Origin of the sequence: Agrobacterium burrii (assembly GCF_017313405.1) — a bacterium.
Lineage (GTDB): Bacteria > Pseudomonadota > Alphaproteobacteria > Rhizobiales > Rhizobiaceae > Agrobacterium > Agrobacterium burrii.
Genome location: NZ_JAFLNA010000001.1, coordinates 50,461 through 65,561 on the forward strand (window position 1 = coordinate 50,461; position 15,101 = coordinate 65,561).

Genomic DNA, 15,101 nt, shown 5'->3' on the forward strand with positions numbered 1-15,101 from the left:
AGTTACTTAAAGCGGATGACAGATTTAAGGGGGATTCTCGCGATCAAATGGCCGTCGCCGCGAATAACTTCAAAAGAGCTGCCATCTACAACTTCGTCCTTGAGAATTTTTTCAGAGAGCATTTCTCTTGCGGCTTGAACGGCCTCTTGTCTGGCCTGTTCATCAGTTAAGAGAATTGCCCCCTCCATATCCACTGAGAGACCTTCAGCGTCTCGAACGTGGAAAAAGTACCGTGGCATAGCGATATTCCCGGCATGCGTTCAGAGAATCTCGGTACCAACGAGCAGTCACTTGGTATGGTTCCGTAGCTCCAAGTCTCGATCGAGCGGAAACCGAACGCTCGGCACCCTTCGAGCCCCTCTGACGGCTCCTTATACGGAAAGTGCTCCCAGCAATGCCAAGAGGACTTTTCAGCCTTCGATCGGCTGTAGCCGAATCCGCCCCACGCCTTACAGCCTGGATGCTCACACCAGTGGTTTTCATGGATGCCGTCTCCGACTTTATTGTTTTGGTCGCTCACAGCTGCGCATCTCCAATAATCTCTACAGGGCCGCGTGACGTCTCGATCAAAGGCCAACGGACTTTTCTTCTCCACTCCGTCAACGCATCATCTGGAGACGTGCAAAACACCCATTCGATAAATGCGCCTGAAATCTTGGGGTGATCGTAGAGCAGAGCGGCAATCCCCTTCCGTTCGCTAAACAGGATTTCCATCTTTGCCCCGGTCGGTATGTCGTCGTCGTCGGCGAATAATTCGGTCGCCACATATCCAGAGTAGGCGGTGAGGTCCGATTCTTGATCGACTTCTGCCATTAAGCGTGGATCAATATCTTCGTGGATGGCTTTTGTCGCTCCGACGAAGTCACCGTCTTCCAGCGGGGATTTTACATAGACGCCATGCTTCTCAAGCAGGTATGGACGAATATGCATGTTCGCCTCCTATCCGAATAGATCGGCCGTCCTGCTTTCGCTTTCTACCGGCAGCAGAACCAACCCATCATCTGGCAACGGCCGTTGAAGCTCCTTCGCTTCTTCCCATGGCGCTGTCAGCCAAAGCTCCACTTCATCCTTGTTCGTCAGAATGACCGGCATTGCCTTCGGGTGGATCGGTTTGACGATGCTGTTCGGCTCCGTCGTGAGGAAAGCATAAAGCTGGTGGTCTCCCTCGCGCGGGTTCTTCATCGATCCGCGGACGCCGTGCCAGTCGGTCCAGATGCCGGCGAAGAAGGCGAGGGGCGTTTCCTCATTCAACGCAAACCAGCGCTTCGTCTTACGAGGCTTGGTGTCTTCCCATTCGCAAAATGTGGTCCATGGCACTACGCACCGGTTCTCCGGTCGCAGCCATCTTCGCCAGTGCGGAGAGGTGACGTTGCGGATATTGGTCACGCCTGTGTCGGGTTTGCCTTGTGTGACGAACTGAGGCGATGGCATGCCCCACGTCAGGCCGACAAACTCACGGCCGCTCTCTCCGTTGCGCACCACTGGCGCCGGCCGGTCTGGATAGACCTCAACATCAGGCTCCAGGTTAAGCCGTTCCTGCATGATCCCCGCGATGTCGCGGATAGATTCCTGATTGGTCTTCACGCGGTACAGATTACACATACTCACCTCGGCATCTTGGCTATGGTGATCTTCACATCACCCTTGACGTTGCACCGTTTGCATTTCAGCCGCTTGGCTAGATCGTCTACAGTGGTGTCGGCCTTGGCCACGCGGTTCAGTTGCCAGTGCGGGACATTCGAAACGTGGCCGCAGTAATTGCACTTGGCAACGACAATTTCCCAGTTTCGTATTTCCCCGACCTTAACGGGCGGCGGCGGCGCTTGTTTCAAAGCTTCCATGAGGCTGCCGGATCGAGTGTGGTATCTGAGCCTGCACCGTCCAGAGAAGCCTTCCATAGGCTTTGGGCACTTGAAGACCTCCTGAGATATTTTTTCCAACATCGTCGGCATCTGTAAGTCGCCAAACTCGATCATTAGTTCTGCTGAGCTTATAGACTTGAGAAGCTCGCAGTCCTCGCACAAGACGCATACTGGCTCCCCGCCATAATCTGACAGCGTATATGCTTCTCTAGGTGGCATCTCGCTCAGCGTCCGGCTTCCATCCCCTCGTAAATCCCTTGCCCATGGCAGCCGTGGCCAGCGCGAGCTGCATCCGCAAATGCTGGATATCTTCCATCAAGGTCTCGATGGCAGCACGGCTATCGCCATCGTGCCATGCAATGATGTGGTCTACCGGATCCGCCGGTTCTCGTCTTTCTGGGCGCACTTTCTCATTCTCCTGCTTCAGAGTGTCAAAATCTTTCCCTGTTTAGAAAGGCGCGCGCCCCCACGCCGGTAAAATCAGTCTGGCATCAAGTCGGCAATTTGCCCGTGTGAGACCAGCAGACGCGGGTTTGCCATGGTGCCACTTTCCTCGTCCACGATGACAGCATACGCCGCAACGCCTACGTGGCGTGGAGCCATCGCGCTCGCGATTTTCTCAGCGGATGCTTGATTGGACGCTTGCCGCATTTCGCCCGGAACTACTCCGCCACGGCTGTGTTTGAACTGCACGACAATGATTTTCTCAGCGTCTGCCATTTTGCTCACTCCAAGTTTGTTCTACAAATGTTCTCATTTTAGGGTGGTGTCAAGCGGAGTCTTGGAATCTTGACAAATTTGTAAAAACAGTATAGATTAACTATCGGCTTCACCAGCCGCTCGGCAACCAACCGGGACCACCACATTGGCGCACGGACGCCAGAAAGAGGGGACAATCATGCTCAGACGTTTCATGCGGCGTATTGTGTCGCCACGCGCATTCCTCGTTGCTTTGTTTCTCGTCGTCGCTGCGACCTCTGCGGCCGCCTATGCGCTCCTTCCACCACCAACATCCGCCGCAACCGAAACGGCCACAGTTAAGATCCATCTCGAAAACGGACACGGTTCCGGCGTCCATATCGGCGACGGCTTCATAGTCACTGCTGCGCACGTCGTCGGCGATGCGAAGGAAGTCCAGGTGAAAGCGAAGGGCGGCGCTCTTCGTAAGGCTGATGTCCTTTGGGTCAACAAGGCCAATGACATTGCACTGCTGCGCACGTCGTCGGAAGGCCTCGGCGTCGCCAAACTGGCCTGTCATGGTGTTAAGGCTGGCGATCCTATCGTTGCTTACGGCAATCCCCTGAAAATCGAATTTGTCGCCGCCTACGGCAAGATTGCCGGCGAGCCTCGCGAAACAGGTCCGTGGAAGTCCGTCTACGTAACCGACATCACGACTGTGATGGGCCAGAGCGGCGGTCCAGTCTACGCGGACAACGGCGACCTGATCGGCATAACTGTCGGCGTGATGGCTGCGCCGATTGGCTTCTCAGGCTCGCTTGTTGGCTTCGGATATGTTGTGCCTTCGACTGCTGTTTGTGAGTTGCTGGCGCGGAAGTAAAACAATCAGGCCGCCCACCAAGCGGCCTTCACCACCACATCGAGGAGACTGCATGCCTCTACCCACAGAAGAACTGCGTCGAAGAGCCGACGCCTACAAAGAGCACGGCACCTTGAAGAAGGCCGCTGCCGTCCTTGGCATCAAGAAGTCTGCGCTTTCCGAAAGCATCCGCCGCGCCGCTGAGGTTGGCCTGCTTGGCACTGAACCGGTGCTGCCTGGCTTCCGGATCAGCAAAATCAGCAACACGCCGAGCGGGACATTCATCCAGCAGACGCAGGAGCGCGGCGAGAAGTTCGCACTGCCGACCGGTCACGTTGTCAAAGGCGTGTCTGCACTCGTCGATGCTGAGGGGCGCGTTATCCAGCAGTGGCAGAAGACGGCAGTGGAGCAGGAAGGGCAGTTGGCCGCTTTCCGCGCGATGGTCGACGGCCTCAAGGAAAATCTGCCTCGCATCACGATAATGCCTGCCCCGCAGCACGTCGAAGAAGACCTGCTCAACCAGTTCGTTGTGTCCGACAGCCATTTCGGAATGCTGGCGCATCGCGAAGAAACGGGCGCCGACTACGATCTGAGGCTGGCCGAGCAGTTGCTGTTGGATTGGTTCGCCGCTGCTGTGGCGGGCGCTCCGCGGGCGCACACAGCCGTTCTCGCGCAGCTTGGCGACCTCTTGCACCATGACGCCCTTGAGAGCGTGACGCCGGCGCATAAGCACGTTCTAGACGCCGATTCTCGGCTTCACAAAGTAGTCCGCGTCGTTATCCGAACGCTGCGCCGCGTCGTCGACATGCTGCTCCAAAAGCATAAGCACGTTCACGTCGTCATGGCCTCTGGCAATCATGACCCGGCGTCGTCCATATGGGTGCGAGAGCTTCTGGCGACGATCTACGAAAACGAGCCACGAGTAACCGTCGATACCAGCCCGATGCTCTACTACGCCTACAAGTGGGGCGACACTCTCCTCATGTATCACCACGGCCATAAACGGGGAATCAACAACGTTGACGCAACGCTGGCAGGCCTGTTTCGCGAGATGTTCGGCGCTTCGAAATATGCCTTCGCTCACGTCGGCCACCTGCACAGCGATGAGGGCCGCAAGTCGGCGCTGATGTATGTCGAGCGTCACGAAACGCTCGCTGCACCTGATGCCTACGCTGCCGGCGGCGGCTGGCTCTCCGGACGATCCGCCAAGGTCATTACATACTCGCGTCGCTTCGGCGAAGTGGCACGCGCCACGCTTCGGCCGGAGATGGTCGCGGGGCGGTATGCGGCCGCGAATGACAATGAGCCGGTTAGGGCGGCGGCATGAGCTAGTCACACCACGAGCGTCCCTCGCAGGATAATGGCGATTGTGATTACGATGACGGTGAGCGCGATAATGGCTAAGGCGCCACGTGCTTCACCCTCGGTCTGACCATGCTTAATTTTGAGGAAGTTCTTCATTTGGTGCTCCAGTGAAAGATTCGCTGGCACCACAATGGCAATAAGCACACCCTACGGGTTTTACGTCAAGCCATAGATTGAAACCCATTTTTAACCATAAGACTTTGTGTGAGGCACGTGGGGAAAACGGGGATAGAAAGAAGCGTAAATGAAAACAGACAGATAGGGGCGAAAGCTACATCTGGATCAGCATCATTCCCGCACCAGACCAAGGTGCGGGATAACACCACTGAGGAGACAACATGAATTACGGACAGGCCTTGGAGGCCATAAAGAGAGGCGGCGCAGCGAGACGCGCCGTCGGAAGTGTTGTGCGGCTGGTCGAGCGCGGCACGCCGATGGCCTACATCGAGATCATTGAGGCGGGCGTCGGGCGCAGGCCATTCGTGCCTTCCGTCGCCGACCAGCTTGCCGAAGATTGGCAGATCGCCATGGCACCTGTGAAAGAGGTGGCGTGATGGAGCTTCACCAACTCATGGAATACGGCCCGATTGAAACCACCACCTGCGGCCCGCTCGACAAGTACGTTGCTGCGAATGACAACGTGCCGAAGGCACGGGTGGTTGTGAAGGCGGGAGATATTTATTTAGTCGACAAAGGCCAATACATCGGCCTGACACGCAAAGATCCAGCCGAACCACCCCGCACCGGCGACTTCATGCAGACCTTCACCGGCCGCAAATACTGGCCGATGGACCCGAGACCGCAGGAAGTCTACATCGAAGACATCGCCCATTCACTCGGCCTGCAATGCCGCTACGCAGGGCACTGCATCAAGTTCTACAGCGTCGCCGAACATTCAGTCCTGATTGCCCGTCACCTAGCAGCCAAGCACGCGCCGGAGGTGGCTTTGGCTGGCCTTCTGCACGATGCCCCTGAAGCTTACTGCGTGGACATTCCGCGCCCGCTGAAACCATACCTGACCAACTACCGGGCGATCGAGCAGGACAACTGGCTGGCTATCGCGGCTCGGTTTGGTTTGCCGAAGGAGTTCCCGCGCGAGGTACACGACGCAGACAACCGCATCATTGCCGACGAGCTTGTCAATCTGCGGGAGATGCCGTGGCACGCCAAGCACGACAGGCCGATTGGCGTGAAGCTGCGGTATTGGTCGCCGGAGGAAGCGGAGCTCGAATTCCTGGCTACGTTTGATGCGTTGATGGCGGGGAGGGTGTGATGAGCCTACAGAAAACAGCACTGCGCGTCGCGCCACTATCCAACCGCGTCGTCCTGGCGCGTTTCGGCAAGGACAGCAACGTCGCGCTGGAGACGCGTGACGTTATGAACGAGTTCTGGCAGACGCTCGTATCATTCGCGTTCGACGGCGAAATGCCGGAGAATGGGCAAGCAGTCGAGATCAGTTTCGGTGGCGGCGATGAGCAGTTCGTCATGCGTCTTGAAAGGAGGGCGCATGAAATTCCACCTGAGCGAATGTTCGATGCGGAGTTTCAGCTATGACCTCCATCAAACCCAACGACGAAGTCGTCTGCATCGACGACACCACCCTCCCAGAGCAATACCTCGGCATTCGTGCCGAGGAGACCTACACGGCAACGTGGGTGGGCATGTGCCGCACCTACATCGGCGGCGATTACGCGGGCATCAGGCTGGCTGGTGTGAACCGTGGCGTCTGCCCGCAGTTTGGTGATGAGGATCCACCATTTGCGGCGCGTCGGTTTAGGCCGGTCGTGAAGCCCCGCATCGAGGAAGAGAAGAAGGTTGAGGAGACGGTATGATGGAGTGGAAAAAGAGCAAAAAGGGAAGCGCAACAATCCATAAATCAAATCGGCTGCCAAATGCCATTGTCGACCGGAGAGGCTATGGCATAGCGGCTGAAATGGGAAAATCCATCACATATCAGGGAAAGCCCTTCGCTTCAGTAGAGGCAGCCAAGGAGTTTGCAGAGCGTCAATTATGTGAGGAGACGGTATGAGCGACTTAGACACAGCAATCAAATTCGCGGTCGACGCGCATGAAGGGCAGAGTGACAAGTCAGGACAGCCATACATCTTGCACCCGCTGCGCGTCATGCTCGCGCAAGACAATGAGCTAGCTCGCATTGTCGGGGTTCTGCATGACGTCGTTGAAGACACTGGCGTCGGCCATGGCGATATCTTGGCGATCTTCGGAGAAGAGGTGCACGAGGCCGTTTTTGCCATCTCTCGACAGGAAGGTGAGGACTACTTCGATTTCGTGCGGCGGGCGATTGCAAACCCGGTCGCGAGACAGGTGAAGGTCGCCGACCTGCGCGACAATATGGATGTTTCTCGCGCGCTGCCTGACGACGAAAAGAATCGTGAACGCTTGGAGAAATACCGCAAGGCCATGGCGATCATCGAGGGGACCAGCGAATGACCATCGCATCCAAAGACGCCGGCTGCCTCACAGCCGTGCCGGCGAATGATAATGTTCCTGCCGAGCTTCGCGCGCTCGGCGCTGCGATCGGGAAGGCCAGCACAGCCATCCTCCCACCCGTCATCGCGCTGACCGGCCTTGCTGGCAGCGGCAAGTCGACGGCCAGCAAGTACCTGGTCGAGAATCACGGATATCAACTGGTGAAGTTCGCAGGGCCGTTGAAAGGCATGCTGCGGGCGATCGGGCTGAGTGAGCAGCAGATAGAAGGCAATCTAAAGGAGACGCCATGCGAATGGCTGCAAGGCATGACGCCACGCCACGCTATGCAGACTTTGGGCACACAGTGGGGCCGTGACTGCATCGGGCAGGCGTTCTGGATTGATCTGTGGGTAAGGCGGGTCTACCTCATCATCGCCGCAGGCGGCCGCGTAGTCGTTGACGACTGCCGATTCTCCAATGAAGCAGACGAGGTGCGAAAGCTCGGCGGTGTTGTGTGGCAACTTGTCGGGCGCGGCGGGATTGCCGGATCGCATGAGAGCGAGGCGGGGTGTGGGGGGCCGGACATGGATATCCGCAATACTGGCGTTATCTCAGACCTGCACTGCCAGCTCGACGTTGGCCTGAAATGGCATTTGGAGGATGCTGCCTAGATCGCCACCGTCGGATAGTCCCAAAGGTCATAAAGGCCATCACTGTTGGCGTCCGGGATTTCATGCAAATCACCGTCCTCGACAATGAATTGGTGGATGCTCTCCATCGTTTCCCTGTCGACGACAAAGTGATCGAATTCTCCGTTAGGCTGTTTGCCAACAAGAGTACCTTCAAAGACAGGGCTGTCGTTAATGACGAATTTGCGCATCATGGCATCCTGCGTGTCTGGACAACATTTCTAGCACCAAACCCCGCCACTAACCACGGCGGGGTTTTTCTTTGATTCGCGATGTCGCAAACAGGATTCACGCATAAATCCTCCCTCATTATATATATACGTCGATACGGTAATGCGGATTGCCATTTAGGCGATGCGAACGAAATAAGCACAGACGGAAAACGCCAATGGTCTAAATATGGGATGTTTTTTGGCGTAAATCGTTGTTTGTTCACGTCACAAACTGCATTTTCACGTATCGAAGAAAATAGGAGAACAAACGAATAGACATGAAAAAAAGCCCTTGCAGGACAAGGGCTTTGCGGTTAGTAACCCGTCTACCGGAGAGGTGGCCGAGTGGTCGAAGGCGCTCCCCTGCTAAGGGAGTATACGTCAAAAGCGTATCGTGGGTTCGAATCCCATCCTCTCCGCCATCAAATTTTCCCAGGACTTATATTGTTGGACAATTCAGGCTGGCTGGTTTGTCGTTCATTTGTCTGCGCGTTGCAGGCGCCCGCCAAGTTGCAGCCCACGCTTTGACTCTCTTTGTCGTGCAGCCAAACGCGCGTTGATGGGCCTTCAGTAGTCTGGAGTATGCCTGCTGGTCGATCACGCATATTTTAGAAATTTGATCCAGTGTTTTGTGCGGATGATCCCGGATACATCTCGTTCTTTGACAAAGAGCACCTATCTAGGTTTTTCAGGCATGCGAAGGAGATTTGATGATCGACGAATACGGCCCCTATGTGCAGATGGGCACGCTTGCAGAGCAGATGGCCGCTCGGTACCAGATGGACGCGAATCTTGAACTGGGATCGCATCTGTCGCACTACATGGAGGAGGTCGAAGTAAATATCGCTGCCGACCGCTTTGACCACGTGGGTTTCATGAGCAAGATTCGCGGGCGACTGACAATGACGCTGGCGACAGCCGCCGAGCCTCGCCGCCGAGAGTTCCTGCACGCCGTTGTGGTCGCGCTTCAAGAGCGCATTGATCGACATTCGCTCGATGTGGCGGTGGACGGCATCTAAGTGTTGCCACCGGTTCATCATGAGCGCTAAGGGCCGGTCGATCTCCATGGTGATTTTTGAGGCCAGGCCAGTCGGTAAATTCGGCCGGCATCGCGGCCCCCATAGGGGCGGCCGCGACAGCGAGATCGCCAGGACGGAAGCCCGAAACGGAAGCGCTTGTGTCAACAAGGTGCAGCACGCGCCGAGAGTAAATCGATTTGCCAAATCGCCAACATGTTCCGCGCTTCGAATCGCTATCCGGTGAATCAGCCGCCGGATGAAGGATTTTCCTGCCATTTCCTGACAGGCGCATCTGTGTGGTGTCATGTGCCACGATCGATCAAAGCAAAAATTTCCCATACATGCCGCGGGCAGAGCAACACATCGCCGAAAAAGCCGGTAGTTTAGAAAGACCTTGTTAACCGCGCTAACTAACGGATTTTCAAGGAAATTCTTAACGCATTGTAAAAGCCTCCGCCGCCCGACGTGGCGCTGTGTGTTGTTTCCGCAACAAACCGAAATGAAGCATATACGTAAATGCTATTTATCGGATGTTCGCGATTGCAAGCGGCGAAACCTTTTGTATTTTCACGACCAGAAGCGAGGCGGTGGATCGTTTGGCTTCTAAGAACACGGGAATGGGGCAGGGAATGCTGTCCTTCAGCTAAAAGTACCCAAACCCAATTAAAAACTTTGACTGGAGGTCAATCATGAACATCAAGAGCCTTCTTATCGGCTCCGCTGCGGCTCTCGCAGCAGTATCCGGCGCCCAGGCTGCTGACGCTATCGTCGCTGCTGAGCCTGAGCCCCTCGAATACGTTCGCGTTTGCGACGCTTTCGGCACCGGCTTCTTCTACATCCCCGGCACCGAAACCTGCCTGAAGTTCGACGGTTACATCCGTTTCCAGACCGACTTCGGCCGTAACCTGTCCGGTTCTTCTGACTGGAACTCGTTCACACGCGCCCAGTTCAACATCGACACCCGCACCGACACCGAACTCGGCGCTCTGCGTGGCTACATCGGTCTCCGTGGCCAGGCTAACAACGACTCCGCTCGCGGCGTTGTTGTCGACCAGGCTTTCATCGAGCTCGGCGGCCTGAAGGTCGGTTACTACTACAACTGGTGGGATGATGGTCTCTCCGGCGAAGTTGACAGCCTTTCTTCGAACGCTACCCGTCTGAACGCTATCCGTTACACCTACGACGCTGGCTCGTTCTACGTTGGCGTTGCTGTTGAAGAGCTGGACGCTGCTCGCGGCGGCTCCAACATCTCTGCAGCTCTGACGAAGGGCGGCTCGTTCGAAGGCGCGAACAACGTTGGCGTATCCGGTATCATCGGTGCTAACTTCGGCGCCGTTAAGGCTAACCTGCTCGGCGGTTACGACACGGACCAGGAAAATGGTGCAATCCGTGCAATCGTAACGGCTGACATCGGTCCGGGCACCTTCGGCATCTCTGGTATTTGGGCTTCTGGCGCAAACAACTACTACGAAGAGTCCGAGTGGACGGTTGCTGCTGAATACGCAATCAAGGCAACCGACAAGCTGACCATCACCCCCGGCGCTCAGTACTTCAGCAAGATCGACATCGGCGCTGACAACGACTTCGTTGGCGATCGCGATGCATGGCGCGCTGGTGTAGCTGTTGGCTACAAGATCACCCAGGGCCTCTCCACGCTCGTTTCGGTTAACTACCAGGACGTCGACGGCACCGAAGGTGTAAACGGCGGCGGCGACAGCTGGGTTGGTTTCGTTCGCCTTCAGCGCACGTTCTAATCTGATCTGACATTGTCAGTGATGGAAAGCCCGGCAGAAATGCCGGGCTTTTTCGTTTGAGTAAGACTGAGAGGGAAACGCAGGCGAACGGGGACGTCCGCTTGGTTCCGCACTCTGGTCGCTGCGCGGCGCAATTTGCTGATTCGTTGAACGTTCGGCAGCTGAGTCGCTGAAAAGCGGAAACTGAACATTCGCCTCCGGATTGATTCTCTGCCGGAGAAAAAAGACCTTTCCTTGCCAGCTGCAATCGCTTTTCGGACATTTTGCTGTGGCCCGGTTATGTCAGGAATTCGGCGGCGCGCGGGGTTTTCCACCGGCGGATTAACTCCCCAAGCTTATTAAGTGTCTGAAAACCATTGCTTATTAACGATTCATTAAGAAACGTGGGCCTGTCGGTTAGAATTGTAGCTATTTCGCAACATCTAAAAACTAAGGACACCTTACTGTCTTCCTCTTGTCATGATTGCGATTGCCTCTGGGGCCGGTTTTGGCTCTAATCATGTTCATAAGCGGCACGCATTTATTTGTGTTTTCCCACTCGCTGCTTACGAAGATTAAGCGTTTGACTGGAGGTCAACCATGAACATCAAGAGCCTTCTTATCGGCTCCGCTGCAGCTCTCGCAGCAGTATCCGGCGCACAGGCCGCTGACGCTATCGTCGCTGCTGAACCTGAGCCCCTCGAATACGTTCGCGTTTGCGACGCTTTCGGCACCGGCTTCTTCTACATCCCGGGCACCGAAACCTGCCTGAAGTTCGACGGTTACATCCGTTTCCAGACGGACTTTGGTCGCAACCAGTCCGGTACGTCTGACTGGAACTCGTTCACCCGCGCCCAGTTCAACATCGACACCCGCACCGACACTGAACTCGGCGCTCTGCGTGGCTACATCGGTCTTCGTGGCCAGGCCAACAACGACAGCGACCGTGGCGTCAACGTCGATCAGGCGTTCATCGAACTCGGCGGCCTGAAGGTCGGTTACATGTACACCTGGTGGGATGACGATCTCTCCGGCGAAACCGACATCCTGTCTTCGAACACGACTCGTGGCAACGCTCTGCGTTACACCTACGATGCTGGTTCCTTCTACGCTGGCATCAGCGTTGAAGAGCTCGACTCCGTACGTGACGGCACTTCCAACCTCGGCGTTGCCAAGGGTGGTGCTTTTGAAAGCCCGAACAACGTTGGCGTAAGCGGTATCATCGGTGCCAAGTTTGGTGCGATCTCCGCCAACCTGCTCGGCTCCTACGACACGGACCAGGAAAACGGCGCAATCCGCGCTATCCTGTATGCTGACATCGGTCCTGGCACCTTCGGTCTCTCTGGCGTTTGGGCTTCTGGCGCAAACTACTACTACGAAGAGTCCGAGTGGGCAGTTGCTGCTGAATACGCCATCAAGGCAACTGACAAGCTGACCATTACGCCTGCTGCTCAGTACCTCGGCACGATCGACATCGCTCCGGACGGTGACTTCACCGGCGACAACGATGCATGGCGCGCTGGCCTGACGGTTGATTACAAGATCACCCAGGGTCTGGATGCCAAGGTTACCGCCAACTACCAGGACGTCGATGGACCGACTGGCGACAGCTGGACCGGCTTCGTTCGCCTTCAGCGCACGTTCTAATCTGATCTGACATTGTCAGTGATGGAAACCCCGGCAGAAATGCCGGGGTTTTTCGTTTGAATGCATCACACATCGAAGCGTCCGCTACTCGGATTCACGAAATAAAAAAGCACCGGGCCAGCCGGTGCTCGAATACTCCGAGATAATTTCCGCCGGTAAGACCTAATTACCCCGCACGCCCATGGCGCAGATCGTCGACAATATCGGCCTGTTGCCCAAGCCGGGTCTTGTAAACCTGATAATTCTCCATCACCCGCTGCACATAGTTGCGCGTTTCGGGGAAGGGGATGCGCTCGATCCAGTCCACCACCTCATCGATCGGCTTGCCGCGCGGGTCGCCATAACGGGCAATCCACTCCGGCACGCGTTTCGGGCCGGCATTATAGGCGATGAAGGTGAGGATGTAGGAACCGCCGAAACTGTCGATCTGCTCGCCGAGATAATGCGCGCCGAGTGTGGCGTTGTAGCCCGCATCACTGGTCAACATCGCCTGTGTGTAGGGCAGGCCGTGGCGACCGGCTACGCCCTTGGCTGTTCCCGGCAGCAATTGCAGCAGGCCGCGGGCATTGGCGGCGGAGACGGCGGAGGGGTTGAAAGCACTTTCCTGCCGGGCGATGGCATAGGCGAGCGCCTTGCCTGAGCCGGCAATATTGGCGCTGGCGGGAATGACGCCGAGCGGATAGGCGAGCGCTGCCGCGTCGATGCCGCGGCTGAAGGCCGTCTTGCCGATCTGCAATGAAACCTGATGGTTGCCATTGCCTTCCGCCCTTGCCGCCAGAATGGCAAGCTCGCCGGGGCTGTCCAGCTGGTCGGCCAGCGAGCGGTAAAGACTGTCGGCCCGCCAGCCATAACCGGCGGCCTCCAGCCGGTCGATGGCGCGCACGGCCTCACGACCGGCGAAGCGTTCCCGGTCGCCGGTACCTGGGCTCGGATAGGTGACGTTCAGCGTCGTGGTGCCTATCCGTGCGGCGGCCAGCTGGCCGTAAAACGTGCCGGGATGGGCGGCGGCCTTGGTGAAGAAGTCACGGGCATTACCCGGTCCGCCCGCTTCCGCCGACCGTCCGAGCCAATAATAGGCGCGTGAGGCGGAAAGCGGCCGGTTCGAGGTCTGCAACAACGTGTCGAAGTGGCGCGAAGCCGCCGCCGGATCGCGCAGTGCTCTCAGCGCATACCAGCCGGCATGGAACTCCGCATCGGCGATATCGACGGCCGAGGTGGCCGAATGATTGGCGACGATGCGATAGGCTTCGGCAAAATCGCCGAGATCGGCAAGGCCACGCGCGATGATACGCCGTTCGTTCCACCACTCGCCGGGATTGACGAGTTTGGCCGCCTCTTTCGGGGCCTGCTTCAAAAGTGCTGCGGCTTCGGGATATTTCTGCTGGTTGCGCAGGTTTTCGATCCGCGCGAAGAGAAAAGCGGTATCGCTGCGCCAGTTGGCGTCAACCTTGCCCAGCAGGGTGCCGGCAGTCGCGGATCGCTGCAGAACGGCGGCCCAGGCATTATAAAGCGACTGCGCCTTGCCGAGATCGCCGAAACGCTTCGCCTGGCCGATACGGCTGCGATACATCAGATAATCCATGCGCGCCTTGTGATCGGCGGGCGTCAGATAGGCGGGAAACTCGGCAAGCACACGGTCTTCCATGTCCTTGTCCATGCCTTCGCTGACCCAGAGCTGGCGAATGAGACGCTGGGAGTCCACCACCTTGCCGGAGGAGGCGAGCGCCTTGGCAAGCACCACGGTGCCCTCGGCCGTTTCCGGCCGGCTGCTGCCGAAGGCGGCAAGCACCTGGGGCGCTGGCGGATCTTCGCGGTAAAGCGCTTTTTCGGAGTTGGCCCGCAGGGTGGCTACACCCGGCCAGCCGGTAAGCTCGCGCTGGGCGGTGGCGATCTCGGACGAAGGCACATCCTTCTGGCCGGAAACGGCAATCGCCCAGGACAAGATGTGCCGGTCCAGGCTGCCGGTCGGCATGGTGTTGCGCAGCGCAATCGCCCGCGTCGCATCGCGGCTGGAGAGCGCATCAAGGCCGGCCTTCAATTGGCTTGCATCATCGGGGCGGTTAAGGCGCGGTATGGCGCCGGTAATCTCGGGCGAGGCCGGCATGAAGGCGGGAACGGTTGGCGCATTCGGCTTCACATAGGGAAGCGGCACCGCACCTTCCGGCAAAGGCCCGGCCAGCGCGTTCCAAACGGTTGCGGCGAGGCCCGCCGCCATCAATCCCCAAACTGTTTTTTTCATACCGTTCTTCATCGTCAGACGGAAACAATCGACCTTCTTGTATTGTCGTTCTTGTATTGTCGTTTCATTGCAGCGGGATTGCGCAAATCGCTTGAAGCTTGGTTTCGTATCCCGCCCTCGTGTTCTGCATTGAATCTACGGATATTGAGATTAACGAAACCTTAACCGCCCGCCGCGCAGTCCCATCAACTTTTATTCACCGGCTCGCGAGCGGCCTGCAATTTCGCCGCCGCGATTTTTTAACTGTGGTGTGACGTTTCCGGACTGTCACACTTCCGACAATTTCGGGCAAAATAGGCTGCCTTTGCGCTTGTCGGCGCCAAGGGCTGGCACTAATGTGTGCCGGTTTTAACCATCGAATGCGGCCG

At 57.2% G+C, this 15,101-nt stretch carries 21 protein-coding genes and 1 tRNA gene; 13 read left to right on the forward strand and 9 right to left on the reverse strand.

Going from position 1 to position 15,101, the window contains the following annotated elements:
• Nucleotides 1-2 precede the first annotated feature (2 nt).
• From JZX89_RS00395 to JZX89_RS00420, 6 genes are all read right to left on the reverse strand, one after another.
• Nucleotides 3-239, reverse strand: coding sequence for a DUF6894 family protein (locus JZX89_RS00395; RefSeq protein ID WP_207132766.1), 237 nt, complete (start codon nucleotides 237-239; stop codon nucleotides 3-5).
• 277 nt (nucleotides 240-516) lie between these two features.
• The gene (locus JZX89_RS00400) at nucleotides 517-930 is read right to left on the reverse strand and encodes a hypothetical protein (protein ID WP_207132767.1); all 414 of its coding nucleotides are present in this window, start codon (nucleotides 928-930) and stop codon (nucleotides 517-519) included.
• A 9-nt stretch (nucleotides 931-939) separates the two neighbouring features.
• Nucleotides 940-1,602 carry an SOS response-associated peptidase gene (locus JZX89_RS00405; protein WP_207132768.1) on the reverse strand — a complete coding sequence of 221 codons (663 nt, stop codon included), beginning with the start codon at nucleotides 1,600-1,602 and terminating at the stop codon, nucleotides 940-942.
• A 2-nt stretch (nucleotides 1,603-1,604) separates the two neighbouring features.
• Complete coding sequence (locus tag JZX89_RS00410) at nucleotides 1,605-1,976, reverse strand: hypothetical protein (RefSeq protein ID WP_246746640.1); 372 nt, start codon at nucleotides 1,974-1,976, stop codon at nucleotides 1,605-1,607.
• Between the two features lie 94 nt (nucleotides 1,977-2,070).
• Nucleotides 2,071-2,268, reverse strand: a complete 198-nt coding sequence (locus JZX89_RS00415; RefSeq protein ID WP_207132770.1) for a dehydrogenase — start codon at nucleotides 2,266-2,268, stop codon at nucleotides 2,071-2,073.
• A 74-nt stretch (nucleotides 2,269-2,342) separates the two neighbouring features.
• Nucleotides 2,343-2,582: a hypothetical protein gene (locus JZX89_RS00420; RefSeq protein ID WP_207132771.1), complete on the reverse strand. Its 240-nt coding sequence runs from the start codon at nucleotides 2,580-2,582 to the stop codon at nucleotides 2,343-2,345.
• Nucleotides 2,583-2,760: 178 nt separating this feature from the next.
• Between JZX89_RS00420 and JZX89_RS00425 the strand changes: the two genes are divergently transcribed.
• Nucleotides 2,761-3,420, forward strand: coding sequence for a S1C family serine protease (locus tag JZX89_RS00425; RefSeq protein WP_207132772.1), 660 nt, complete (start codon nucleotides 2,761-2,763; stop codon nucleotides 3,418-3,420).
• 52 nt (nucleotides 3,421-3,472) lie between these two features.
• The gene (locus JZX89_RS00430) at nucleotides 3,473-4,726 is read left to right on the forward strand and encodes an oxidoreductase (protein WP_207132773.1); all 1,254 of its coding nucleotides are present in this window, start codon (nucleotides 3,473-3,475) and stop codon (nucleotides 4,724-4,726) included.
• Between the two features lie 5 nt (nucleotides 4,727-4,731).
• Here JZX89_RS00430 and JZX89_RS28760 read toward each other — a convergent pair whose 3' ends face one another.
• Complete coding sequence (locus JZX89_RS28760) at nucleotides 4,732-4,860, reverse strand: hypothetical protein (RefSeq protein WP_256438088.1); 129 nt, start codon at nucleotides 4,858-4,860, stop codon at nucleotides 4,732-4,734.
• Nucleotides 4,861-5,102: 242 nt separating this feature from the next.
• On the opposite strand from JZX89_RS28760, the gene JZX89_RS00435 reads away from it, so the two are divergent.
• Genes JZX89_RS00435 through JZX89_RS00465 form a run of 7 tightly spaced genes read left to right on the forward strand, consistent with a single transcriptional unit; the run spans nucleotide 5,103 to nucleotide 7,865 of the window.
• Nucleotides 5,103-5,318, forward strand: coding sequence for a Thoeris anti-defense Tad2 family protein (locus JZX89_RS00435; RefSeq protein WP_207132774.1), 216 nt, complete (start codon nucleotides 5,103-5,105; stop codon nucleotides 5,316-5,318).
• Entirely contained in the window at nucleotides 5,318-6,037 is a 720-nt protein-coding gene (locus JZX89_RS00440; RefSeq protein WP_207132775.1) for a hypothetical protein, read from the forward strand. Before JZX89_RS00435 ends, JZX89_RS00440 begins: the two co-directional genes overlap by 1 nt.
• A complete protein-coding gene (locus JZX89_RS00445; protein WP_207132776.1) occupies nucleotides 6,037-6,318 on the forward strand; it encodes a hypothetical protein in 282 nt (93 codons plus the stop codon). The genes JZX89_RS00440 and JZX89_RS00445 overlap by 1 nt, the downstream gene beginning before the upstream one ends.
• Nucleotides 6,315-6,596, forward strand: a complete 282-nt coding sequence (locus JZX89_RS00450) for a hypothetical protein (RefSeq protein WP_207132777.1) — start codon at nucleotides 6,315-6,317, stop codon at nucleotides 6,594-6,596. The genes JZX89_RS00445 and JZX89_RS00450 overlap by 4 nt, the downstream gene beginning before the upstream one ends.
• On the forward strand, nucleotides 6,593-6,793 hold the full coding sequence (locus tag JZX89_RS00455) for a hypothetical protein (RefSeq protein ID WP_207132778.1): 201 nt from the start codon (nucleotides 6,593-6,595) through the stop codon (nucleotides 6,791-6,793). The genes JZX89_RS00450 and JZX89_RS00455 overlap by 4 nt, the downstream gene beginning before the upstream one ends.
• Entirely contained in the window at nucleotides 6,790-7,215 is a 426-nt protein-coding gene (locus JZX89_RS00460; RefSeq protein WP_207132779.1) for an HD domain-containing protein, read from the forward strand. Before JZX89_RS00455 ends, JZX89_RS00460 begins: the two co-directional genes overlap by 4 nt.
• Nucleotides 7,212-7,865 (forward strand): deoxynucleotide monophosphate kinase family protein, encoded by a 654-nt coding sequence (locus JZX89_RS00465; RefSeq protein WP_207132780.1) that lies wholly within the window; start codon nucleotides 7,212-7,214, stop codon nucleotides 7,863-7,865. Before JZX89_RS00460 ends, JZX89_RS00465 begins: the two co-directional genes overlap by 4 nt.
• Here the strand turns inward: JZX89_RS00465 and JZX89_RS00470 are convergent.
• Complete coding sequence (locus tag JZX89_RS00470) at nucleotides 7,862-8,074, reverse strand: hypothetical protein (protein ID WP_207132781.1); 213 nt, start codon at nucleotides 8,072-8,074, stop codon at nucleotides 7,862-7,864. The genes JZX89_RS00465 and JZX89_RS00470 overlap by 4 nt on opposite strands.
• Before the next feature lie 352 nt (nucleotides 8,075-8,426).
• On the opposite strand from JZX89_RS00470, the gene JZX89_RS00475 reads away from it, so the two are divergent.
• The 4 genes from JZX89_RS00475 to JZX89_RS00490 all read left to right on the forward strand — a co-directional run bounded on the left by JZX89_RS00475 (nucleotide 8,427) and on the right by JZX89_RS00490 (nucleotide 12,494).
• Nucleotides 8,427-8,517: transfer RNA gene (locus JZX89_RS00475), tRNA-Ser, on the forward strand.
• 288 nt (nucleotides 8,518-8,805) lie between these two features.
• Nucleotides 8,806-9,114 carry a hypothetical protein gene (locus JZX89_RS00480; RefSeq protein WP_149898004.1) on the forward strand — a complete coding sequence of 103 codons (309 nt, stop codon included), beginning with the start codon at nucleotides 8,806-8,808 and terminating at the stop codon, nucleotides 9,112-9,114.
• Between the two features lie 689 nt (nucleotides 9,115-9,803).
• Entirely contained in the window at nucleotides 9,804-10,868 is a 1,065-nt protein-coding gene (locus JZX89_RS00485) for a porin (RefSeq protein WP_207132782.1), read from the forward strand.
• 579 nt (nucleotides 10,869-11,447) lie between these two features.
• On the forward strand, nucleotides 11,448-12,494 hold the full coding sequence (locus JZX89_RS00490; RefSeq protein ID WP_207132783.1) for a porin: 1,047 nt from the start codon (nucleotides 11,448-11,450) through the stop codon (nucleotides 12,492-12,494).
• Nucleotides 12,495-12,660: 166 nt separating this feature from the next.
• Here JZX89_RS00490 and JZX89_RS00495 read toward each other — a convergent pair whose 3' ends face one another.
• On the reverse strand, nucleotides 12,661-14,733 hold the full coding sequence (locus JZX89_RS00495; protein WP_207132784.1) for a lytic transglycosylase domain-containing protein: 2,073 nt from the start codon (nucleotides 14,731-14,733) through the stop codon (nucleotides 12,661-12,663).
• Nucleotides 14,734-15,101 lie beyond the last annotated feature (368 nt).

Coding starts and splice junctions, on each gene's coding strand:
- JZX89_RS00395 (WP_207132766.1), bottom strand. CDS start 239: ATGCCACGGTACTTTTTCCACGTTCGAGACGCTGAAGGTCTCTCAGTG.
- JZX89_RS00400 (WP_207132767.1), bottom strand. CDS start 930: ATGCATATTCGTCCATACCTGCTTGAGAAGCATGGCGTCTATGTAAAA.
- JZX89_RS00405 (WP_207132768.1), bottom strand. CDS start 1,602: ATGTGTAATCTGTACCGCGTGAAGACCAATCAGGAATCTATCCGCGAC.
- JZX89_RS00410 (WP_246746640.1), bottom strand. CDS start 1,976: ATGATCGAGTTTGGCGACTTACAGATGCCGACGATGTTGGAAAAAATA.
- JZX89_RS00420 (WP_207132771.1), bottom strand. CDS start 2,582: ATGGCAGACGCTGAGAAAATCATTGTCGTGCAGTTCAAACACAGCCGT.
- JZX89_RS00425 (WP_207132772.1), top strand. CDS start 2,761: ATGCTCAGACGTTTCATGCGGCGTATTGTGTCGCCACGCGCATTCCTC.
- JZX89_RS00430 (WP_207132773.1), top strand. CDS start 3,473: ATGCCTCTACCCACAGAAGAACTGCGTCGAAGAGCCGACGCCTACAAA.
- JZX89_RS28760 (WP_256438088.1), bottom strand. CDS start 4,860: ATGAAGAACTTCCTCAAAATTAAGCATGGTCAGACCGAGGGTGAAGCA.
- JZX89_RS00435 (WP_207132774.1), top strand. CDS start 5,103: ATGAATTACGGACAGGCCTTGGAGGCCATAAAGAGAGGCGGCGCAGCG.
- JZX89_RS00440 (WP_207132775.1), top strand. CDS start 5,318: ATGGAGCTTCACCAACTCATGGAATACGGCCCGATTGAAACCACCACC.
- JZX89_RS00445 (WP_207132776.1), top strand. CDS start 6,037: ATGAGCCTACAGAAAACAGCACTGCGCGTCGCGCCACTATCCAACCGC.
- JZX89_RS00450 (WP_207132777.1), top strand. CDS start 6,315: ATGACCTCCATCAAACCCAACGACGAAGTCGTCTGCATCGACGACACC.
- JZX89_RS00455 (WP_207132778.1), top strand. CDS start 6,593: ATGATGGAGTGGAAAAAGAGCAAAAAGGGAAGCGCAACAATCCATAAA.
- JZX89_RS00460 (WP_207132779.1), top strand. CDS start 6,790: ATGAGCGACTTAGACACAGCAATCAAATTCGCGGTCGACGCGCATGAA.
- JZX89_RS00465 (WP_207132780.1), top strand. CDS start 7,212: ATGACCATCGCATCCAAAGACGCCGGCTGCCTCACAGCCGTGCCGGCG.
- JZX89_RS00470 (WP_207132781.1), bottom strand. CDS start 8,074: ATGCGCAAATTCGTCATTAACGACAGCCCTGTCTTTGAAGGTACTCTT.
- JZX89_RS00480 (WP_149898004.1), top strand. CDS start 8,806: ATGATCGACGAATACGGCCCCTATGTGCAGATGGGCACGCTTGCAGAG.
- JZX89_RS00485 (WP_207132782.1), top strand. CDS start 9,804: ATGAACATCAAGAGCCTTCTTATCGGCTCCGCTGCGGCTCTCGCAGCA.
- JZX89_RS00490 (WP_207132783.1), top strand. CDS start 11,448: ATGAACATCAAGAGCCTTCTTATCGGCTCCGCTGCAGCTCTCGCAGCA.
- JZX89_RS00495 (WP_207132784.1), bottom strand. CDS start 14,733: ATGAAAAAAACAGTTTGGGGATTGATGGCGGCGGGCCTCGCCGCAACC.